Origin of the sequence: Streptomyces sp. McG3 (assembly GCF_018619185.1) — a bacterium.
Taxonomy (GTDB): domain Bacteria; phylum Actinomycetota; class Actinomycetes; order Streptomycetales; family Streptomycetaceae; genus Streptomyces.
In genome coordinates, this window is the sequence record NZ_JAAXYC010000131.1 from 1 (window position 1) to 21,274 (window position 21,274).

Sequence of the window (21,274 nt, forward strand, 5' to 3'; positions counted from 1 at the left end):
GCCCGGTACGGCGAACGCGTCGAGCCTCGCAACGGCTACGGCCTCACCGAGACCAGCGGCGGGGTCCTCGCGCACTTCGGGGACGCGTACCGGGCGGAGCCGGGCGGGGCGGGACGGCCCACCCCGGTCACGGAGGTGAGGGTCGCCGGGCCGTCGGGCGAGGAGCTGCCCGACGGGGAGGCGGGGGAGCTGTGGCTGCGCGGCCAGTCGCTGTTCCGCGGCTACTGGCGCGACGCGGCGGCGACCGAGGAGGCCTTCGGCGACGGCGGCTGGTTCCGTACGGGGGACCTCGCCGTACGCCGCGAGGGGCGGGTATCCATCGTGGACCGGCTCAAGGACGTGGTGATCCGGGGCGGCGAGAACGTTTACTGCGTCGAGGTCGAGGGCGTCCTGCACGACCACCCCGACGTGGCCGACGCCGCCGTCCTCGGCATCCCGCACCCGGTGCTGGGGGAGGAAGTGGCGGCCGTCGTCCGGCCGCGCCCCCGGGCCGGGGTCACCGCCGGGGGCCTGCGCGAGCACGTCGGCGGAAGGCTCGCCGCCTTCAAGGTGCCCGCCCGGGTGCTGTTCACCGACGAGGAGCTTCCGCGCAACGCCACCGGGAAGCTTCTCAAGCACCGCCTCCGCGCGTTCGTGGAGGGCGCCGTGGAGGACGCCGGGAAGGACGCCGCAGCGCGCGGTCCGGCGTGCGCTGGGGACGCCGGGCCGCTCACGGGCGCGTGACCCGCACCCGGTAGTTGCCGTCGTCGTCCTCGTCCAGCACGGATATCCGTACGCCGTTGGCCCGGTCGGTGAAGGTCTGGCCGGGGCGGAACGGGGCGTCGGAGAGTTCCGCGTGCACGTTGGGGCGCCGGGTGCAGCCGCCGCTGTCCTCGGTGGCGTCGGCGATGGAGACCGGGCCCTGGCCGGTGTCCACGTCGGAGCTGACCTTGTAGATCAGCACCCCCGGCCGGCAGACCGCCTCGTCGTTGCCCGCCGCCGTGCGCACCTCCACGGCGTAGCCGGACTGGGCGCTCAGCGGGACGAAGGCGAGCTTGGTGCCGCCCTCGGTGGCCAGCGGGCCGAGGGTGTGCTCGCTGACCCCGGCCTTCGACGCGCAGCTGATCTGCTCGTTGTCGAGCCAGCCGAGCTTCCACTTGTGCCAGGCCAGGAAGTCGTTGTTGGCGCCCCAGTCCTCGGACATGATGTCCCAGTGTCCGACCGAGCCGCCGCCCTCCATCGTGTAGAGGTCGGGCAGCCCGAAGACATGGCCGTTCTCGTGCGGCAGGACGCGGTAGCCGGTCTCGGCGTACGACCCCGATCCGTCGTCCTGGCGGCTGTAGACGAACGACGTGTTGGAGAGCGGGACACCGTCCGCCGTCGGGGCCTCGTCGTTGCCGGAGAAGGTCACCGAGAGCACGGTGTCCAGCGCGGAGGGGCCGGCGTTCGGGCTGACCAGGACGTTGACCAGGTCGTAGGCGGAGAAGTCGACCCGGGGGTCGGCGGCCGCGACGATGTCCTTCACCAGTTGGCGGTAGCCCGGCTCGAAGGGTGAGCCGCGCTCTATCCCGTACTCCGTGAAGGGCATCGGCATGCGCAGCCAGTCCTTGACGGGGGCCTCGGGCCGGTAGACGAGCCGGCCGTAGGAGCTGGCCCTGAACCACTCGGAGGTCTGCGGGAAGAACTCCGCGTACCGGTCCGTCGCGGGTTCCGTTCCCTCCGCGTCCGGGAAGTCGATCATCAGGTTGAGCGCCGTGATCTCGCCGGTCGACCGGGCGTAGCCGGGCGGGGTCGGCAGCCCCTCGGACATCTGTACGCCCATGGTGGCGGAGATCCGGCACGGGGCGAGCGCGGACTCCTGGCTGGTAGCCGCCGGGCCCGCCGAGGCGCGCCCGGCGCCCGGAAGGGTGGTGCTGGCCGAGGCCATGGCCGCTATGACCAGTGCGGTCGCTCCGGCCAGGGCGACCGGGCGGCGGTGTCTGCGTATCCGGTGGCGGGGCTGCTGCATAGAGGCGCCTTCGGGGTCCGCGGCAGCCGGCCGACCCCTGACTGCGCTCTGGCGATCAGCCTGTGCCGGGTGGTCCGGGGCCGCTCGCTGGGTGCGCCGATCGGAGGGTTTTCTCCCTGAAGCGATGTGACTCAGGTCACATTGGCGTGGGAAATAAGCGGGGAGCCTCTCCCCGTTTGCATACGTGTCCCCGCTAAACGGGGAAGCGGTCCCCGGTTACCGAAGGGGGCCGACCGGCTATACAGAGGGAAGAAGAAGGGGGAGCGTCGTCGTGGAGACCACCGCCGGGACCACCAGGACCGCCGCGAAGAGCACCGCACCGGCAGCCGCCGGCGCCACCGCACCCGCGCCACCGTGCCGGGCGCCGCGCCCGCGGGCCGACGCGCTGCGCAACCGCGAGCGGATCATCGCCGCCGCGCGCGAGCTGTTCGTCGAGTTCGGGCCGGACGTGGCGCTGGACGACGTCGCACGGCGAGCCGGCGTAGGAAACGCCACGCTCTACCGGAACTTCCCCGACCGGGCCGCCCTCACCCATGAGGTCGTCCTCGCGGTCACCTCCCGCACCACCCTCCGGGCCGAAGAGGCCGCCGCGGCGGAGGCCGACCCGTTCGCCGCGCTCAGCCGCTTCGTGCACGCGGCCGCCGACGAACGGATCGGCGCCCTGTGCCCGATGCTCTCCGGCGTCTTCGACAAGGACCACCCCGAACTGCTCGCCGAGCGCCGACGCCTGGAAGAGGCCGTCGAGGGGCTCGTCGCGCGCGCCATGTCCGCGGGGCGACTGCGCACCGACATCGCCGTCGGTGACGTACTCGTCGCCCTCTCCCAGCTCACCCGGCCGCTCCCCGGCATCGCCTGCCAGGGCATCGACCGGTTCACCCACCGTCATCTGCAGTTGTTCCTGGACGGACTGGAGACCCCGGCCCGCTCCGTACTGCCCGGATCGGCGGCGACCTTGGAGGACCTGCGGCGCCCCTAGGCCTGTCGTCGAACTGCCCTGGCCCGCACTGACCTGAACCTCTCGGCCGTGTCCTGAAGGGCCCCGGCCCACCGCCTCACCTCACGTCACCTCACCTCACCCCGTCGCGCGTACACGAGCACGTACCGCCGACGCCCACTTCGCGACGCCTCGGCGCCCTCGCACGTCCTTAGGTGGATACACCCATGCCAAAAACGGCCGACACCTCCCTTCCCGATCCGAGTCGCTGGAAAGCCCTGGCCTTCATCGCGCTCGCCCAGCTGATGGTCGTCCTCGACGCGACCATCGTGAACATCGCGCTGCCCTCCGCCCAGACCGACCTTGGCATATCCGACGGCAACAAGCAGTGGGTCATCACCGCCTACGCCCTCGCCTTCGGCGGGCTCCTCCTCTTCGGCGGCCGGATCGCCGACCTCTGGGGACGCAAGCGCACCTTCGTCGTCGGGCTGATCGGCTTCGCGCTGGCCTCCGCGCTCGGCGGCGCCGCCCAGAACGAGGCGATGATGTTCGGCTCCCGGGCCCTCCAGGGTGTCTTCGGCGCCCTGCTCGCCCCGGCCGCACTCTCCCTGCTCGCCGTGATGTTCACCGACGCCAAGGAGCGCGCCAAGGCCTTCGGCATCTACGGGGCCATCGCCGGTGGCGGTGGCGCGGTCGGGCTGATCCTCGGCGGCTTCCTCACCGAGTACCTGAACTGGCGCTGGACGTTCTTTGTCAACATCCCGTTCGCCATCGTCGCCGCCGCGGGCGCGTACTTCGTCATCCGTGAGCCCTCCGGTGCCCGCAACCGCGCACCGCTGGACATCCCCGGCGTCGTGCTCTCCACGCTCGGCCTGGTCGCCCTCGTGTACGGCTTCACCCGCGCCGAGTCGGCCGGCTGGTCGGACACGCTGACCGTCTCGATGTTCATCGCCGCCGTCGTGCTGCTGGTGGCCTTCGTCGTGACCGAGGCGCGCGTGAAGTCGCCGCTGCTGCCGCTGCGCGTTCTCACCGAGCGCAACCGCGGCGGGGTCTACCTCTCGCTGGGGCTCGCCATCATCGCGATGTTCGGGCTGTTCCTCTTCCTGACCTACTACCTCCAGGTCGTGAAGGGCTACTCCCCGGTGAAGACCGGCTTCGCGTTCATGCCCATGATCGTCGGCATGATCACCGGCTCCACCCAGATCGGCACCCGCCTGATGACCCGGGTCCCGCCGCGCCTGCTGATGGGCCCCGGCTTCCTGGTCGCCGCGGTCGGCATGCTGCTCCTGACCCAGCTGGACCTGAACACCAGCTACGCGGCCGTCATCCTGCCCGGCATGCTGCTGCTCGGCCTCGGTATGGGTACGGCGTTCATGCCGGCGATGTCCCTGGCCACGCACGGCATCGAGCCGCGTGACGCGGGCGTCGCCTCCGCGATGGTCAACACCTCGCAGCAGGTCGGCGGCGCCATCGGCACCGCCCTGCTGAACACCATCGCCGCGAGCGCCACCACCGCGTACGTCGCCGACCACGCGGCCCGCGCCACGGACCCGCAGCTCCTGGAGCTCCAGGCCATGGTCAGCGGTTTCGCCGCCGCGATCTGGTGGGCCGTCGGCATCCTCGTCGCCGCCGCCGCCATCGCGATCGCCCTCATCAACACCGGCCGCCCCGGAATGGGGTCCGGTGGGACGGACGGCGCGTCCGACGTGGACGCCGAGGAGGAATTCAGGATCCCGGTCGTCGCCCACTGACGACGGCGGTTCCCGCCGCGCCCCGGGCAGTGCCCCTGCCCGGGGTTCTCCCGCCCTGGTTGCCTGCCCCGGTTTCCCTGCCCTGGTTCCGCTCAGCGATCGCTCAGCGGAGCCAGGGCAGATCCGCGTCCGTGCCCTCCGGCTCCAGGCCGGTCGCGAGCACCCGCATGATCTCCCCGAGGCTGCTCACCTGCTCGGGCGTGAGCCGGTCGAACATCGCCTGCCGTACGGCCTCGACGTGCCCCGGCGCCGAGCGGCGGAGCATCTCGTAGCCGTCGTCCGTGAGCACCGCGTTCTGGCCGCGCTTGTCGGAGGGGCAGTCCTCGCGGCGCACCCAGCCGTTCTTCTCCAGCCGGGCGATGGCGTGCGAGAGCCGGGAACGGGTGATCTTCGCGTTCCGGGCCAGCTCCGTCATCCGCATCCGGCGGCGGGGCGCCTGCGAGAGCTGGACGAGCAGTCCGTAGTAGGTGTGCGGCATGCCGGCATCGCGCTGCAACTGGCGATCGAGGTGATCCTCCAGCAGCGTGGTGGCATGCAGATAAGCGCGCCAGGCGTGCTGCTCCTCGTCGGTGAGCCAGCGCGGTGCGCTGGTGGATGCCGTGGTCATGTACTCCACTGTACGACCTTTTCTTGAAAGTTTAACTAGATAGGGCTAAGGTCTCCGGAGGTAGGAGCTTGAAGTTTCAAGAAACCTGCCCCGAGAGATCCCCGCAGGGGATCCGAGGAGTTTCGCAGGGCCCCTGAACAACGATCCCCCGGATGACCTCGGGGAACTCCTGCTCGGACGAGTTCGTGACCGGATCCGGTGTCCGTGCGCCCCGTGCGGCGCCCGTCTCCCTGGGGCCGTGTCCAGTGGATGGGAGTGCCATGACAGCCACCGCGGAGCGGATGCCCGCCCTCTACCTCTCGCACGGCGCACCGCCGCTGGCCGACGATCCCGTCTGGCCCGGCGAGCTCGCCGCCTGGTCCGCGGGGCTGCCCCGCCCCCGCGCGATCCTGATGGTCTCCGCCCACTGGGAGGAGGCCCCGCTCGCGCTGGGCGCCACCGAGACCGTGCCGCTCGTGTACGACTTCTGGGGCTTTCCCGAGCGATACTTCACGGTGCGTTACGGAGCCCCGGGCGCGCCCGGGCTCGCCGACAGCGTCCGCAAGCTGCTGCGCGGCGCCGGGGCGCCGGTCCAGGACATCCCGGACCGCGGTCTCGACCACGGGGCGTACGTACCGCTGGTGGAGATGTTCCCGGACGCCGACATCCCCGTACTCCAGATCTCCCTGCCGACCCTCGACCCGCGGAAGCTGATGGACGTCGGGCGCAAACTCGCACCCCTGCGCGACGAGGGCGTGCTCATCGTCGGCAGCGGCTTCTTCACCCACAACCTGGCCGCTCTGCGCCACCAGGGCGGCGGCGTTCCCGGCTGGTCGGCGGAGTTCGACGACTGGGGCGACCGTGCGTTGCGGGCCCAGGACATCGACGCGCTGATCGACTTCGAGCACACCTCCCCGGCCGGGAAGCTGGCCCACCCGCGCACCGAGCACTTCGCGCCGCTGTTCGTGACGCTGGGCGCGGCCGAGGACGAGCTGGACCGGGGGCGCAGCGTGATCGACGGCTTCTGGATGGGGCTGGCGAAGCGCTCGGTGCAGTTCGGCTGAGCGGATCGGGCGCGGCGGGTGGCGCCCGAGGGTTTCGGGCGTGGCGGGTGGGGCCCGAGAGATTCGGGCACTCCGGGGCCACTCCCGAACGCTCTAGAAGACCGGCGGGTTCAGCTCGATCGCGCGCCGGGCGGCGGAGAACGCGAGCGCGTCGCCCACGTCCAGTGCCGTGTCGGTGAACTTGATGGTGTGGTCGTCGCCGTGCGCCGCCGCCAGGGCGAACAGTTCCCCGGCGTCCGGGGCGCCCGACGCGGACGCCGGAACCGGGGCCGCCTCACGAGGTGCGTAGGCGGCGGTGACCGCCGCGCTCGCCGCCCAGGCGGCCCGCAGACTCGGCACCCACAGCTCGCCGGGCAGGGCCGGCAGGGTGCGCAGGACCGCGTTGGGCGCGGTCGCCGCGTGGACCAGCATGATGGGCTCGCCGTGCGCGTGGGTCGCGTACCGGTGGGTCGAGGCCCGGACCAGCTCCCGGAGCGCGGCCCGGGCCGCCTCCGGTCCTGCGGGCCCCGTGCCGGTGCCCTGTTCCCGTCCCCGGCCGGAGTCCGGTCCCCGCCCCGGGCCGGAGTCCGGTCCCCGCATCGGGTCGCTGCCCTGTCCCGGGCCCGGCCAGTCCGGGAACCCGGTCAGTTGCGCGAACCGGTCCCGGACGCCGCCGCTCCGGTCGGGCACCAGGGGGACCCGGTCCAGTGCCGCCGCGGCGCTCGGGGCCGGGCCGAGCGGCTTCAGGGCGGGCAGGGGCTGGTGCCGGGCGGCCCAGTAGCCGAGGGCGTGGGCCAGCTCCCGGACGCGCGGGGCGCTCTCCTCGCCCGTCAGCAGGGTCCGTACGGAATGGCCCACCCGGATCGCCGGATGCGTCGCGCCCGCGGCGATGCCCGGGAGCAGCCGGGGCCACCACGTGGCGAGCACGTCGCGCCAGGGGGTCTCGGCCGTCTCCCGCTCGAAGTACGCCGTCCAGGCGGCGATGCGGCGCGGGTCGCCGAGCGCCTCGTGCCAGTTCCGCGCGGTCACGGGGGAGCCGGCGTCCGGCATCTCCTCCAGCTTCGGGCCGTACCGGTCCAGCCAGCGGTGCACGGCCGACGCCTGGCCGTGCCGCACGAGGGCCTCCACGGCCATCGGCGCGTGATTGCTGAGCCAGCCGTCGCGCTCCGGCCCCGAGAGGTGGATGCGCTCCAGCGCCTCGTCGAGGGTGCCTGTGGTGTCGTCCATGCCGGTCACGCTAGGCACGCGCGGGCCGGAGCGGATCGGGCTGTGGTCCCGGCCGGTCTCGGACCGGGGTCCCAGGCACTCCGGGCCTCGGTTACCCGCCGGATCGGTCGGCGGTCTTACGTCCCGGGGCCCGGGCCCTTCCGGTCCGCGCGTCCCGGACACCCTGGGCAACCGTCCGGCACGTCGCGGACACCCTGAGCAACCCGAACGCCGCCCGATCCGTCCTTCGGGGTGGGAGCACGGCTCTCCGGGCGCCGGGCGACGTCCGGGAAGGGGTGAAGGGGGCGTGCGTGTGAGTGCGGTCTCATGCACGGGCCGATTCCGGGTATCCGGCCGGAGAGCCGCAAAGGGGCCGGCTCGGCCCCGTCACCGGCTCTGACCTGCGCGTCCGGCGGAATCCGGAAGCGGAACCCAGCGGTCGGCGCCGGACAGGGTACTGCATGATCGCGAAAGTGAATGTGCGGCATGGGAATTCTGTCCGGATTCCAGTCGTTGTTTCCATCGGATGCAGGGCACCTCGAAAGGGTGTCGCGACCTACTCAGCAAGGGAGCACGCATGGCAACCCGTGCCGTCGCCCGTCGTACGTCCACCACTTCCGGTGGGTCCGGCCGGGCAGGCAGTGTTCGCGCCGTGGGCGGGGAAATCGCCGATCGCGACCTGGTCGGCATGTACCTGGACGAGATCGCCCGCACACCGCTGCTCGACGCCGCCAAGGAAGTCGACCTCTCCCAGACCATCGAGGCGGGCGTCTTCGCCCAGCAGATCCTCGACGGCGAGGTGGAGAGCGCCGCCGGTGACGCGAAGCGTGAGGAGCTGGAGGCGCTGGTCGCCGAGGGCGAGCGCGCCAAGGACATATTCATCCGTTCCAACCTCCGGCTCGTCGTCGCCGTGGCCCGCCGCTACCCGCGCGCGGGGCTCCCTCTGCTCGACCTGATCCAGGAGGGCAACGCGGGCCTGGTGCGCGCGGTCGAGAAGTTCGACTACGCCAAGGGCTTCAAGTTCTCCACGTACGCCACCTGGTGGATCCGGCAGGCCATCACCCGGTCCATCGCCGACCAGTCCCGCACGATCCGGCTCCCCGTCCACCTGGTGGAGGAGCTCGGCCGGATCCGCCGGGTCCAGCGCGAGTTCAACCGCGAGCACGGGCGCGACCCGGAGCACGCGGAGATCGCCTCCGAGCTCGACTCCACCTCCGAGCGCGTCGGCAACGTCCTGGACTGGGCCCGCGACCCGGTCAGCCTCAACATGTCCGTGGACGACGACGGCGACACCCAGTTCGGCGACCTGCTGGAGGACACCTCCGCCGTCTCGCCCGAGCAGTCCGTGATGACCCTGCTCCGCAGCGAGGAGCTGGAGGACCTGATCGGCAAGCTCGACAACCGGACCGCCTCGATCATCAAGATGCGGTACGGCATCGAGGACGGCCGGGAGCGGACGCTGACCGAAGTGGGCAAGCAGCACGGCCTCACGCGGGAGCGGATCCGCCAGATAGAGAAGCACGCACTACTCGAATTGAAGCGAATGGCTCACGACACGGGCTTTGACGCTGCGGCGTGAGCCAATAACCCGTAATCTCCCCATCAAGCCGGTTCGCACCGGCTGACCGACCGGGTCATTCCGGTCACCCGACCGGTTTTCACCGGTCCCTGAGCTGAGCCCCGGCGCCCACCCCCCCCGGCGTCGGGGCTCACCCCTGTTCCGGATCGGATCTCTGCTCGGGATCGGATCCCTGGTCCGGATCGGATCCCTGGTCCGGATCGGCCGGGCGCCGACTCCGGGCAGCACGGGTCAGCCGGGCGCCGAGGCCCTCCAGGTACTCCACCAGCTCCGGTGGCCCCTGAGCGGAGAACTCGCAGTCCACCAACGCCAGCCGCAGCGCCACCCACTCCAGCGAATCGGTGCACGAGGTCCGCAGTCGGCAACCGCCCTCCCCGTCCGGCTCCGGCGCCCCGAGATGCGCGGGCAGCCGCGCCGCCACGAACTCCGCCGGCGCCCCGAACCACACATCGAGGCACAGCTCCGGCTTCATCCGCCGCATCGACCGGGACAGGTACTTCGCCGCGTCCCCGCTGCCCGCGTCGCTCCCCTCGCTCCCCGCGCCTTCGACGGGCAGCGGCCTCGCCGCGAACCTGGCCCCCGTCGCATACGGCTCCCCGACCCGGTCCACCCGGAACGTACGCCAGTCCTCCCGGCCGAGGTCGTACGCCACCAGATACCAGCGCTGCCCGGTGCTCACCAGCCGGTACGGCTCGACCTGCCGCTTCGTCCGGGTGCCGTCGCCGCTGCGGTACGCGAACCTCAGCCGCTCCCGCCCGGTGGCCGCCGAGGCCAGCGTCGTCAGGGTCCGCGGGTCGATGGTGGCGCCGTCGCCCCGGGTCAGCGGCACCGTGGCGTTCTGCAGCGCGGAGACCCGGTGCCGCAGCCGGGAGGGAAGTACCTGTTCCAGCTTCGCCAGCGCCCGTACGGAGGCCTCGTCGACGCCCTCGATCGCGTGCCCCGCGCCGGCCCGGAGCCCCACCGCGATGGCCACCGCCTCCTCGTCGTCCAGCAGGAGGGGCGGCATGGCGGCGCCCGCCACCAGGCGATAGCCGCCGACGGAGCCGCGCGAGGCCTCGACCGGGTAGCCCAGCTCGCGCAGCCGGTCGACGTCGCGGCGGATCGTGCGCGGACTGACGTCGAGCCGCTCGGCCAGCTCGCCGCCCGGCCACTCGCGGGGAGTCTGGAGGAGCGACAGCAGTTTCAGCAGTCGTGCTGGAGTGTCGGACATGGCTTCAGGATGGCGGACCATCAGGTCATGATCTGACCTAATGGATGCCTAGGTTCTTCCCATGCCTTCTTCCGCACCCCCGCCGGCCACGGCGTCGCACCTCGCTCCGCCCACGCCGCCCGCACCGGTGAAGACACCGGTCGCACCCACACCCGCCCCGGCCGACCGGCGGCGCTGGTTCGCGCTGGCCATCGTGATGACCGCCGCCTTCATGGACCTGGTCGACGTCACGATCGTCAACATCGCGATCCCCAGCATCCAGCGCGAGACCGGGGCTTCGGTCTCCGCGATCCAGTGGATCACCGCCGGTTACGCCCTCGCGTTCGCGGCCGGGCTGATCACGGGCGGCCGCCTCGGCGACATCTACGGGCGCAAGCGGCTCTTCCTCGTCGGCATCGGCGGATTCACGCTCGCCTCCGCCCTGTGCGGCTTCGCGGGCAGCCCCGAGATACTGGTCGCGGCCCGGATCCTTCAGGGCGCGACGGCGGCCCTGATGGTGCCCCAGGTCCTCTCGATCGTGCACGCCACCTTCCCGGCGCACGAGCGGGGCAAGGTCTTCGGCCTCTTCGGCGCGGTCGTCGGACTCGGCGCGGTCTCCGGTCCGCTGCTGGGCGCCCTGCTCACCGAGTGGGACCTCTTCGGGCTCGGCTGGCGGCCGATCTTCCTGATCAACCTGCCCGTCGGGATCGCCGGGCTGATCCTCGGCGCGAAGTTCATCACCGAGTCGAAGGCGCCCAGGGCGGTCCGGCTCGACCTGCCGGGCGTCGCCCTGATCACCCTGGCGATGCTGATGCTCATCTACCCGCTCACCCGGGGACACGAGCTGGGCTGGCCGCTCTGGGGCCATCTGTCGATGGTGGGCAGCCTGTTCGTCTTCGGGGCGCTGGTCGCCTACCAGCGGCAGAAGGCGCTGCGCGACGGCTCGCCGCTGATCGAACTGTCCCTGTTCCGGGTCAAGAGCTTCGCCGCCGGCATCGCCGTGCAGCTGACCTTCGGCGTCGGCCTCGGCATCTTCTTCCTGGTCTGGACGATGTACATGCAGCTGGGTCTCGGCTGGAGCGTGCTGCGCGCCGGCACGACGGGCATCCCGTTCTCCGTCGCCGTCTCGGTGGCCGCGGGGATCTCGGTGCAGAAGCTGGTGCCCCGCTTCGGCCGCAAGGTCCTCCAGGCCGGTGCGCTCCTCATGATCGCCGGACTGCTGATCTACCTCTGGGAGAGCGAGCGGTACGGGATGGGCATCACGTCCCTGCAGATGGCCGTCCCGCTGGTGGTCATGGGTGTGGGGATGGGACTGATCGTGGCTCCGCTGACCGACGCCGTGCTCTCCGAGGTGCCCAAGGAGCACGCCGGTTCGGCGTCCGGGCTGATCAACACCGTGCAGCAGATGGGGACGGCGCTCGGTCTCGGCCTGGTGTCCGTCGTCTTCTTCGGGGCGATCGGCGACCGGCTGGCCCCCGAGGAGGTCGGCCCGGCGTTCGTCGACGCGTTCCAGCAGTCGCTGTGGTGGGTGGCCGGGGTGATCTCGGTGATCTTCCTGGTGATGTTCGCGCTGCCCGCCCGGCCGCGCGCCCACGTCGAGGACGAGGCCCACGCGGAGGGCGGCGCGAACGTGGAGGCCGTCGCGAGCTGATCCGCGCGGGCGGCGCGACCCGGACCGCGCGGGCGGCGCGACCGGCCCCGCCGTGACCGCCCCCCGGTGACCGGCCTCGGCGGCGAACCCGGCCTCGGCCGGTCACCGTGATTCGGGTCAGCCGCCTCGGCCGGTCGCCGGGGTTCGGGTCACACGCCTCGGCCGGTCACCGTGATTCGGATCAGCAGATCCGGGTGCGGCTCTCCATCGCCGCACGGGCGGTGTGCTCGTTCTCGTACACCTCGCACATGTGGCGGCCGTCGGGCGTCGCCGTGTGCTCGACCTCCCACAGGCTCGTCTCGCTGCCGTCCAGCAGCAGGAACGCGTGCTCGTAGAGCGTGAAACCGGCCGGGCGGCCGTCGACGCGGCACTGACGTCCGAAGATCTGGGTGATGTGGTGGGCGAACGCCGACCGGAGCAGCCGTGTCTTCTGCTCGCCCGGCCGGTCGGCGTTCTCCGCGCGGCGCAGCACCCGACGGGCGTGGTCCGCGGAATTGTCGGGGGCGTACGTCCGGGGGAGCGGGGCCGGCGGGGCGGACATCAGGACCGTCAGCATCTCCAGATCGCCTTGGCCCTCCTGCACCCCCTCGTCGCCGAAGGCCGGGGAGTCGGAGAAGCTTCCCGCGAGCCGGGACGCGGCGATGCGGGCGTCGCCCTCGTCGTCGTACAGCTCGTGCCGGCGCGGTATCCGCACGTCCCGTCCTCCGCTGTGCACCAGCTCCCACAGAGTGAGGGCGGAGCCGTCGGTGAGGAGATACGTGTGACGGTAGGTCTCGCGGTGCAGCACGGAACTGTGGTGCGACGAGTGCAGCGAACTGCTGTGGGCCAGCGCGGTGCCGAGGCGGTCGACCGTGCTGTCGGGAAGGTCGAAGGAGTTGAGGGCGCGTCGCAGGAGTCGGTCGAGGTGGTGCTCGGTTGTCTCGTACGGATCGCTCAAGGTGGTGTCTCCAGGCCGTCGCCGCGTGTTACTTGGTGCGTGCTTAACGTAGTCCCTGGGTCCGACATCATGACCGGGGTTCGTAAAAACGTAGGGCGCACGCAGAAAGTTCCCCGAGTGTTCCCGGTGCATTTCGGGCGCTTGGGGTGAACTCCCTTACGCAGACGGTGAGTCGGCCGCCCGCACGCCCCTCGCGCACACCGCGCGCCCCCAGGGTTCCGCCGATCGGATCGGCCGCGGACCGCCGGAGAACTCCGTGGCGCCGAGGGCCTTGCGGCTCCATGACACCGACCGCCGTGTGAGGGTGTGGCGCCGACCGCCGTGCCGCTGGGCCCTGTCGTCGAACCGCCGCCCGCCCTCCGGGCGGCAACGGCGGTTCGACGACAGGATCTAGCCGCCGTACAGCTCCGTGTACGAGAGGAGTCCGCCGCCCGGCCCCTCGGTGCTCCGGGCCGCGCGCACGGCTTTGACGATGGCCCGCGCCAGGACGTCGGCGCCCGCCGCCAGGATCTCGTTGACGGCGGCCGGGGCCCCGGGTGGCACCCGCACCTGCCCGGTGGCCAGCGTGAACACGGTGTCCCCGTCGGTCAGCAGATGGACCGGGCGCACCGCGCGGGCCAGCCCGTCGTGTGCGGTGCCCGCCAGCTTCTGGGCCTGTGCCCGGGTCAGGTCCGCGTCCGTGGCGACGACCGCGATCGTCGTGTTGAACGGCGGGGCGCCGCCTCCGGCCGCCTCCGTCGCCTCCCGCTCCCGTGCGAGACGCCGCCCCGCCGCCGCGTGGACCCCGGCCGAAGGGTGGGCCGGCGGCTCCCCGGCCCCGTACTCCCCGAACAGCACCCCGGTCCGGGGGTCGACCACCGAGCCCGCGGCGTTCACCGCGACGAGGGCGGCCACCGTGACGCCGGAGGCGAGGCGGGTGCTCGCCGTGCCGATGCCGCCCTTGAGCTGCCCGGCCACCGCGCCGGTACCCGCGCCCACGCCGCCCTCGGCCACGGGCTCCCCGGGCCCGGTGGCCGCCGCGGCCTCGACTGCGGCGCGGCCGGTCGACGCGTCGGGGCGGGCCCGCCAGTCGCCGCCCCGCCCGAGGTCGAAGAGGGCGGCGGCCGGAACGACCGGTACCACCTGGGTGGGTTCGGCGCCTACCCGGACGCCCCGGCCCTGCTCCTCCAACCAGGCCATCACGCCGGACGCGGCGTCGAGCCCGTACGCACTGCCGCCCGTGAGGACGACGGCGTCGACCCGCTGCACCAGGTTGCGCGGGTCCAGCGCGTCCGTCTCCCGGGTGCCCGGCCCGCCGCCCCGTACGTCCACGGCGGCCACGGCCCCGCCCTCGGGCGCCAGGACGACGGTCGTTCCGCTCAACGCGCCCGCACCGGCGACCTCGGCGTGGCCGACACGGATTCCGGCCACATCGGTCAGCGCGTCCAGCGGAATCGGGTACGCGGCGGCCCCGGCTCCGGGGGCCTCGGCGTCGTCCTCGGGGTTCACGGGGATCATCGTGCGGCTCCTCCGGTCGGGATCGGGGCCCGCGGGAGTGCGGGCCGATGTGCTGCGAACGTACCGGCGAGCGGGGCGCGGTGAGCCCGAAGCGCCCCTCCAGGGCAAGGTGACCCGTGCGACTGTCCGGGCGACCCTCTCACCCTCTCACCCACCAAAACGGGTTCAATCAACCCAAATAGTCCTACGGTGGCCGGGTGACCGAGCCCTCAGAAGCCACCGCAGCAGCCGAGCCCGACGTCCCTGGCGGCCCCTCGGCCACGTCTCCCTCCGCTACCGGCCCCCGGTCGGTCACCACCCGGGCGACGCTCGTCGGCGTGGTGGTCTCCGCCCTGCTGATCCTCGCGATCGTGCTCGGCAGCCGCATGCTCCGCAACTTCGACTCGGCCCTCCTCCCCTATGCCGTGGCCACGGTCTTCCTCGCTTTCGGCGTCGCCTACCGGTACACCGTCTGGATCTCCGCCCCCGGTGCCCGGCGCCTCTTCAAACAGGGCTGGCGCAGCCTCTTCTCCCTGGACAACTTCCGCAGGGCCCCCACCGCCCTGCCGAAGATGATCGCCACCTATCTGGGCTTCCAGAAGTTCCTCGGCGCCCGCTCCCACGCCCGCTGGGCCGCCCACCAGCTGATCTTCTGGGGCTGCATCCTCGCCGCCCTGATCACCTTCCCGCTCACCTGGGGCTGGTTCACCTTCACTTCCGGCAGCGGATCGGGACCCGGCTACGAGATGCGGATCTGGGGCTTCAAGATCCTCGGGTTCGACTCGCTCAACGTCCTCGGCTGGCTGATGTTCCACGGCCTGGACATCGCCGCCGTCCTCGTCATCCCCGGCGCCTCGTACTTCCTGTGGCGTCGTATGAAGGACCGCGGTGCCGCCACCGGCCAGCGCTTCGCCTACGACCTGGTGCCGCTGATCGCGCTCATCGTCATCTCCGTGACGGGACTGCTGCTCACCTTCTCCTCGATCTTCCTGCACGGCGGCGGCTACCAGTTCCTCGCGATCCTGCACATGGTGTCGGTCGTCTTCACCCTGATCTACATCCCGTTCGGCAAGTTCTTCCACATCGTCCAGCGACCGGCCGCCGTCGGCATGCAGCTGTTCAAGTACACCGGCCGCAAGGACGACGAGGTGTTCGCCTGCCGCCGCTGCGAGGAGCCCATCGACACCGGCCCCTACGTCGAGAACCTGCGCGGCACCATGCGCGACCTCCGGCTCGACTTCGACTCCTGGGCCGAATACTGCCCGCGCTGCAAGCGGGTGCTGCGCGGCAGCGCCTATCTCTCCCATGTGAAGAAGGGCTTCAAGTGACCGCGGATCCGCGAGCTGCTGCCGACCGCCGTACGTTCATCCCCCTGGACCCCTCCCTCGCCCCTCCCGGCACCCGCGCCTTCCGGGACGCGGGCGGCATTCCGGCCGACCAGTGGCACGCCGACCAGAACGGCGAGACGCTCGTGCCGACCCACTGCTGCTTCTGCGGTGTCCAGTGCGGGATGTATCTGCGCGTGGACCGCGGCGGCAAGGTCTTCGGTGTCGAACCCCGCAACCACGACATCAACCGGATGCGGCTCTGCCCCAAGGGCATCAACGCCTACCAGCAGGTCAACCACCCCGACCGGCTGACCGCCCCGCTGATGCGCCGCTCCCGCGACGAGGAGTTCCGCGAGGTCTCTTGGGAGGAGGCGCTCGACTTCACCGTCTCCGAGATCAAGCGCATCCAGCAGACCCACGGCAACGACGCCTTCGGGCTCCTCGGCGGGGCCAGCCTGTTCTCCGAGAAGACCTATCTGGTGGGCAAGTTCGCCCGGGTCGCGCTCAAGACCCGGCACGTCGACTACAACGGGCGCCTCTGCATGGTCAGCGCCGCGGGCGCCAACAAGCTCGCCTTCGGCATCGACCGGGCCGGCAACCCCTTCTCCGACATCCTGCTCACCGACTGCCTGCTCATCGCGGGCTCCAACGTCGGCGAGTGCTTCCCCGTGATGACCCAGTACGTCTGGGGAGCCCGGGACCGCGGCGCCAGCCTCATCGTCATCGACCCGCGCGAGACCGCCATCGCCCGGACCGCCGACATCCACGTCGCCCTCAAGCCCGGCACCGACTCCGCCTTCTTCACCTCCGTCCTGCACGTCGTCATCGAGGAAGGGCTCACCGACGAGAACTACCTCGCAGCCCACGCCACCGGCTGGGAGGAGGTCAAGGCCAAGGCCGCCGCATACCCGCCCTCCCGTGCCGCCGCGATCTGCGGGATCCCCGCCGAGCAGATCGTCCAGGTCGCCCGGACCTTCGCCCGCGCGCCCAAGGCCATGGCCTGGCACGCCCGGGGCATCGAGCACCACTCGCAGGGCGTCGAGAACTGCCTCACCGTGATCAACCTCTGCACCGCCACCGGCCACATCGGTAAACCCGGCGCCGGCTACGGCACCATCACCGGCCAGGGCAACGGGCAGGGCGGCCGCGAGCACGGCCAGAAGTCCGACCTCCTCCCCGGCGGACGCTCCATCATGAACGAGGAGCACCGCCGCCAGATCTGCGAGATCTGGGGCATCGAGGAGTCCGAACTCCCGCCCGCCGGGACCTCCATGATGGAAATGGTCTGGCAGATGCAGCGCCGCGAGATCCGCGGCCTCATCGGCATCTGCAACAACCCCTTCGTCTCCCTGCCCAACTACCGGGTGGTCAAGGAGGGGTACGACACCACCGAGTTCCACGCGCAATTCGACTTCTTCCTCTCCGAGACCGCGGCCAACGCCCATGTCGTCTTCCCCGTCACCACCTGGGCCGAGGACGAAGGGGTGATGGCCAACGCGGAAGCCCGCGTGGTCAAGCACAACAAGGCCCAGGACCCGCCGCCCGGCGTCCGCACCGACACCTGGGCGATGTGCGAACTCGCCCGACGGCTCGGCGTCGGCGACAAATTCGACTTCCCCGACTCCCGGTCGGTCTTCGACGAGCTGCGCGTCGCCTCCGCCGGCACCGTCAACGACTACTACGGCATCACCTACGAACGACTGGAGGAGACCGGCGGCATCGCCTGGCCCTGCCCCACCACCGACCACCCCGGCACCCCGCGCCTCTTCGAGGACGGGAAGACCTACCACCCCGACGGCAAGATCCACCTCCAGGTCGTCGAATGGCACCCACCGATGGACCCCTACGACGACGAGCACCCCATGTCGCTCACCACCGGCCGCACCGTCGCCCACTTCCTCTCCGGCAACCAGACCCGCAGGCTCGGCGCCCTCGTCGAACAGACCCCGCGCCCCTGGGCCGAGGTCCACCCCTCGCACGGCTTCCGCAACGGCGAACCCGTCCGCGTCGTCACCCGGCGCGGCAGCGAGGTCTTCCCCGCCCTGGTCACCGAGGCGATCCGCCCCGACACCGTGTTCATCCCCTACCACTGGCCGGTCCCCACCGCGGCCAACGCCCTCACCATCGACGCCCTCGACCCCCGGTCCAAGATCCCCGAGTACAAGGTGTGCGCCTGCCGCATCGAGCACGCCGAGCGGATCGACGAGGTGCCCGCCCCGCCGGTCGCTCCCGGCCATGTCGCCTACCCGGAGACCCAGGTCTCCCGTACCGACCCGCTGCCTCCCACGGCTCCCCAGGGCCGTGGCACCTCGGAGAGGAGCTGAGGCCCCATGATGGGCAGAACGATCTTCATCGACCCGGGGCGCTGCATCGGCTGCCAGGCCTGTGTCTCCGCCTGCCGCGAGTGCGACTCGCACCGCGGCAAATCGATGATCCACCTCGACTACACGGACGAGGGGCACTCCGTCGCCTCCCTCCCCACCGTCTGCATGCACTGCGAGGACCCGGTCGCCCCGTGCGCCGAGGTCTGTCCCGCCGACGCGATCCTGGTGACCGCGGACGGCGTGGTGCAGCAGGCCGACACCACCCGCTGCATCGGCTGCTCCAACTGCGTCAACGCCTGCCCCTTCGGCGTACCGAAGATCGACCTCCAGGCGAAACTGCAGATGAAGTGCAACCTCTGCTACGACCGCACCGCCTACGGTCTCGCCCCGATGTGCGCCACCGTCTGCCCGACCGGAGCTCTCTTCTACGGAACCGTCGAGGAGCTCCAGGCGGAGCGCCCCGGCGTCCAGGTCGCCGACACCTTCGTCTTCGGCGAGACCGAGGTCCGCACCGGTGTGGCCATGGTCGTCCCCGCCGAACGGGTCCAGTGGCCGGTACCCGGCGGGCTTCCCGTCGTCGAGATCAATGGGAAGGACGTCCGCCGATGAGCGTCACCGACCAGCAGTCGGGTGCCGAACACCCGGCCGGGGGAGACCCGCGCGAGGCGCTCCAGGACCGGATCGCCGCCGACTCCCTCACCACCCGGCGCGACTACCTCCGGATCGTCACCACTGTCTCCGGCGGTCTCGCCGTCGGCGGCATCGGGGTGGCCGCGGGCATGCTCCACCGTCACGGCGACGGCGAGGAGGGCAAGGCCCCCGAGGCGAAGCGCGTCGCCGGGCGACTCCTCCCCGGCGAGTCGATCGCCTTCCGCTACCCGGGCGAGGAGGACCAGGCCGTCGCCGTCCGCCTCGACGACGGCACCCTCGTCGGCTACTCCGCCGTCTGCACCCACCTCGCCTGCGCCGTGCTCTGGCGCAAGGACCGGGGCAGCGAGGGCGAGCTGTACTGCCCGTGCCACGAAGGAGTCTTCGACGCCCGGTCCGGCGAGGTCACGGCCGGGCCGCCGCCGCGCGGGCTGCCCAAGGTCGTGGTCATCGAGCAGGACGACGGCAGTGTCTGGGCCGTGGGGACCACTCGCTCCGGCGAGAGCATCGAGGGAGGCCTCTGCCGCCAGCTCGGCGGCGACCGCCCCGACCTCGCCTCCCGCATCGGCTGCCCCGACATCGGCGGCGGAGCCGAATCCCCGCCCCGGGCCGCCGGTGCGCGCGAGCCCTCCACCACCGCCGAGAACCCGGGCGGGCGGGCATGAGCGACACCCCGCACCCCGAGCAGCCGCTGCCGCCCCCCGGCAGCCACTACCCCACGTACCACCCCGGCAGCGCCGACCCCGCACTGAACCGGCCCGTCCACGAGCGGTATCCGCAGATCCGCCCCACCAGCGGATACGGGGACCCCCGTGTCCGGCACACCGGCCCCGGGCCCGGAGCGGGCACCGACCAGGACCCCGAGCGCTCCTCGAAGCTGACCGCCCGGCTCACCCTGGCCATGACCGTCGTCATCGGCCAGCTCTGGGGACTGACAGTCCTGATCGACGAGTGGATGGAGGGCAACACCGGCACGGCCTGGTGGGGCGCCGGCTTCCTCTGCCTGTCGTTCCTCGTCGTGCTGGGGCTGTGGCTCATCGACCCGAAGGACCGCTGACACCCGCCGCCCGGCTCCACGGCGGCTCACCCCTCGTGGTGAGCCGCCGTACCCTGGAGACATGAGCGCCGCCCCCGCCCCCAGCCCGCGCGATGCGAAGCAGCAGCAGCCACAGGCACAGCCGCACGAGGAACCGAAGCCCAAGCCGGTTCTGGACTTCGACGATCCGCTGGACCGGCAGTCCGCGGACGATACGGACCAGGGGTGGGGCGAGCGGCCTCTCTCCGGCGGCAGCGCCGCCGACCTCGCGCGCTTCCTGGACGAGAAGCCGCCCCACCACATCTGAGCGATGGCCCGGAGGACTACCGGTCCTCGCGCGGGCCCGCGGCTGCCCCGCTCGTTCCGCCCGGGCCTTCGCCCGAGTCCGGTCCCAGGGAGCCGGGCGCGCCACCGGTGCGCTGCGCGACGAGGGCGTCGCGGATCTCCTTCAGCACCTCCAGCTCGCTCACCTCGATCGTCTCCTGCACGCCTTCCTTTGCGGCCTGCATCGCCGCCCGCCTGGCCAGGTACTTGGCCATCGGCAGCACCATCAGGAAGTACACGACGGCAGCGGTGATCAGGAAGCTGAGGGCGGCGCTGAGCACCGAGCCCCACAGGATCTCGATCCCGCCCATCTGCCCGGTCTTCGGGTCCGTGGTGCAGGGGCCCCGGAGACAGGAGCTGTAGCTGTCCAGGTCCTGGGTTCCGAACGCACCGACCAGGGGGTTGATGACGCCCTTGACGACAGCGTTCACGATGTTGGTGAACGCGGCGCCGATGACGACAGCCACCGCGAGGTCGATCACATTGCCGCGCGTCAGGAAGACCTTGAAGCCGTCCAGCAGACTGACCTTCTTCTCGCTCACGGGTGAGCCTTCCTTCGCATGGGCGGTGAGGGGAGCGAACTGCTCCGCCACCTAATGCGGGAGAAGGGCGTACTGTCCAACCCGCTCGTTCTCCCAGGTGACTTGAGAAGACGTCAGTTCGCATCGGACACCGCCACGGCCAGCCGCCCCGAAGCGCCCGCGCCCAGCAGCGCGGTGGCCGTCGACCGCTCCACGGACAACACCACCAACGCCCCGGCCTCCGCCCCGGCGCCGGAAAAGTCCTCCGCGTGGCCGCCGGGTCCCGCGGCCGCGTGCGGCACCTTCGCCACGCGCACCCCTCGCGCGACCACACGCGCTTCGCCGCCCGTATCACCGACCGCGATCACATCGACCCGGTCGCCGGGGCGCAGCAGCCGTACGGTCTCCGGGTCCGCGATCCTGACCGGCGCGGAGACCAGCCGCACGGACGGCCTGCCGGCCCCCGGCGGAGCGTCCGGTGGGCCGGCCTCTCCGTCGGCACCGTTCAGACCCGTGGTTGCCAGTGCGGCACCCGCCAGCGCGAGTCCCGCGGCCGCCGCCCGCCGCTGTCGGCGCAGCATCCGGCGCAGCCGGTCCGCGCCACCGCCCCGCACGCGCAGGGGCCCGAACGGCCCCACCCCGCACGGCGCGGGCACCGGCGCCGGAGGCGGAGACGAGCACCGGGACGGGGACCGAGACGGAGAAGGGGACCGAGACGGGACAGGGGGCCGAGACGGGACGGGGGGCATGGAGG

Annotated in this window: 20 protein-coding genes; 12 read left to right on the forward strand and 8 right to left on the reverse strand. The window is 71.8% G+C overall.

Annotation, left to right across the window (positions count from 1 at the left end; translation table 11 throughout):
- The coding region (locus tag HET64_RS21120) for a class I adenylate-forming enzyme family protein (protein ID WP_215107878.1) at positions 1-723 on the forward strand (723 nt) is incomplete at its 5' end.
- Here the strand turns inward: HET64_RS21120 and HET64_RS21125 are convergent.
- A complete protein-coding gene (locus HET64_RS21125) occupies positions 710-1,987 on the reverse strand; it encodes a M6 family metalloprotease domain-containing protein (protein WP_215107879.1) in 1,278 nt (425 codons plus the stop codon). The genes HET64_RS21120 and HET64_RS21125 overlap by 14 nt on opposite strands.
- Before the next feature lie 271 nt (positions 1,988-2,258).
- On the opposite strand from HET64_RS21125, the gene HET64_RS21130 reads away from it, so the two are divergent.
- Positions 2,259-2,963, forward strand: a complete 705-nt coding sequence (locus tag HET64_RS21130) for a TetR/AcrR family transcriptional regulator (RefSeq protein ID WP_215107880.1) — start codon at positions 2,259-2,261, stop codon at positions 2,961-2,963.
- A 185-nt stretch (positions 2,964-3,148) separates the two neighbouring features.
- Complete coding sequence (locus tag HET64_RS21135) at positions 3,149-4,672, forward strand: MFS transporter (RefSeq protein WP_215107881.1); 1,524 nt, start codon at positions 3,149-3,151, stop codon at positions 4,670-4,672.
- A 103-nt stretch (positions 4,673-4,775) separates the two neighbouring features.
- On the opposite strand, the gene HET64_RS21140 is transcribed toward HET64_RS21135, so the two are convergent.
- Complete coding sequence (locus HET64_RS21140; protein WP_012380482.1) at positions 4,776-5,288, reverse strand: MarR family winged helix-turn-helix transcriptional regulator; 513 nt, start codon at positions 5,286-5,288, stop codon at positions 4,776-4,778.
- Positions 5,289-5,539: 251 nt separating this feature from the next.
- On the opposite strand from HET64_RS21140, the gene HET64_RS21145 reads away from it, so the two are divergent.
- On the forward strand, positions 5,540-6,322 hold the full coding sequence (locus HET64_RS21145) for a dioxygenase (RefSeq protein WP_215107882.1): 783 nt from the start codon (positions 5,540-5,542) through the stop codon (positions 6,320-6,322).
- Between the two features lie 93 nt (positions 6,323-6,415).
- Here HET64_RS21145 and HET64_RS21150 read toward each other — a convergent pair whose 3' ends face one another.
- The gene (locus HET64_RS21150; RefSeq protein WP_215107883.1) at positions 6,416-7,528 is read right to left on the reverse strand and encodes a questin oxidase family protein; all 1,113 of its coding nucleotides are present in this window, start codon (positions 7,526-7,528) and stop codon (positions 6,416-6,418) included.
- 556 nt (positions 7,529-8,084) lie between these two features.
- Here HET64_RS21150 and HET64_RS21155 point away from each other — a divergent pair.
- Complete coding sequence (locus tag HET64_RS21155; RefSeq protein ID WP_215107884.1) at positions 8,085-9,086, forward strand: RNA polymerase sigma factor RpoD/SigA; 1,002 nt, start codon at positions 8,085-8,087, stop codon at positions 9,084-9,086.
- Positions 9,087-9,216: 130 nt separating this feature from the next.
- Here the strand turns inward: HET64_RS21155 and HET64_RS21160 are convergent, their stop codons facing one another.
- Positions 9,217-10,296, reverse strand: a complete 1,080-nt coding sequence (locus HET64_RS21160) for a YafY family protein (protein WP_215107885.1) — start codon at positions 10,294-10,296, stop codon at positions 9,217-9,219.
- 61 nt (positions 10,297-10,357) lie between these two features.
- On the opposite strand from HET64_RS21160, the gene HET64_RS21165 reads away from it, so the two are divergent.
- The gene (locus tag HET64_RS21165) at positions 10,358-11,926 is read left to right on the forward strand and encodes an MFS transporter (protein WP_215107886.1); all 1,569 of its coding nucleotides are present in this window, start codon (positions 10,358-10,360) and stop codon (positions 11,924-11,926) included.
- 181 nt (positions 11,927-12,107) lie between these two features.
- Here HET64_RS21165 and HET64_RS21170 read toward each other — a convergent pair whose 3' ends face one another.
- Positions 12,108-12,863, reverse strand: a complete 756-nt coding sequence (locus HET64_RS21170) for a DUF6227 family protein (RefSeq protein WP_215107887.1) — start codon at positions 12,861-12,863, stop codon at positions 12,108-12,110.
- Positions 12,864-13,253: 390 nt separating this feature from the next.
- Positions 13,254-14,360 carry a P1 family peptidase gene (locus HET64_RS21175; RefSeq protein ID WP_215107888.1) on the reverse strand — a complete coding sequence of 369 codons (1,107 nt, stop codon included), beginning with the start codon at positions 14,358-14,360 and terminating at the stop codon, positions 13,254-13,256.
- 197 nt (positions 14,361-14,557) lie between these two features.
- Here HET64_RS21175 and HET64_RS21180 point away from each other — a divergent pair, with 197 nt between their 5' ends.
- From HET64_RS21180 to HET64_RS21205, 6 genes are all read left to right on the forward strand, one after another.
- A complete protein-coding gene (locus HET64_RS21180) occupies positions 14,558-15,667 on the forward strand; it encodes an MFS transporter (RefSeq protein ID WP_215107889.1) in 1,110 nt (369 codons plus the stop codon).
- Positions 15,664-17,991: a molybdopterin oxidoreductase family protein gene (locus tag HET64_RS21185; RefSeq protein WP_215107890.1), complete on the forward strand. Its 2,328-nt coding sequence runs from the start codon at positions 15,664-15,666 to the stop codon at positions 17,989-17,991. Before HET64_RS21180 ends, HET64_RS21185 begins: the two co-directional genes overlap by 4 nt.
- A gap of 6 nt (positions 17,992-17,997) precedes the next feature.
- Complete coding sequence (locus HET64_RS21190; RefSeq protein WP_007452552.1) at positions 17,998-18,600, forward strand: 4Fe-4S dicluster domain-containing protein; 603 nt, start codon at positions 17,998-18,000, stop codon at positions 18,598-18,600.
- On the forward strand, positions 18,597-19,304 hold the full coding sequence (locus HET64_RS21195) for a Rieske (2Fe-2S) protein (protein WP_215107891.1): 708 nt from the start codon (positions 18,597-18,599) through the stop codon (positions 19,302-19,304). The genes HET64_RS21190 and HET64_RS21195 overlap by 4 nt, the downstream gene beginning before the upstream one ends.
- Positions 19,301-19,696: a hypothetical protein gene (locus HET64_RS21200; protein WP_215107892.1), complete on the forward strand. Its 396-nt coding sequence runs from the start codon at positions 19,301-19,303 to the stop codon at positions 19,694-19,696. The genes HET64_RS21195 and HET64_RS21200 overlap by 4 nt, the downstream gene beginning before the upstream one ends.
- A gap of 61 nt (positions 19,697-19,757) precedes the next feature.
- On the forward strand, positions 19,758-19,982 hold the full coding sequence (locus HET64_RS21205; RefSeq protein ID WP_215107893.1) for a hypothetical protein: 225 nt from the start codon (positions 19,758-19,760) through the stop codon (positions 19,980-19,982).
- 16 nt (positions 19,983-19,998) lie between these two features.
- Here the strand turns inward: HET64_RS21205 and HET64_RS21210 are convergent, their stop codons facing one another.
- Together HET64_RS21210 and HET64_RS21215 are read right to left on the reverse strand one after the other, a co-directional pair.
- Positions 19,999-20,541 (reverse strand): MscL family protein, encoded by a 543-nt coding sequence (locus HET64_RS21210; RefSeq protein ID WP_215107894.1) that lies wholly within the window; start codon positions 20,539-20,541, stop codon positions 19,999-20,001.
- A 113-nt stretch (positions 20,542-20,654) separates the two neighbouring features.
- Positions 20,655-21,134: an RcpC/CpaB family pilus assembly protein gene (locus tag HET64_RS21215; protein ID WP_215107895.1), complete on the reverse strand. Its 480-nt coding sequence runs from the start codon at positions 21,132-21,134 to the stop codon at positions 20,655-20,657.
- Between the last annotated feature and the right edge of the window lie 140 nt (positions 21,135-21,274).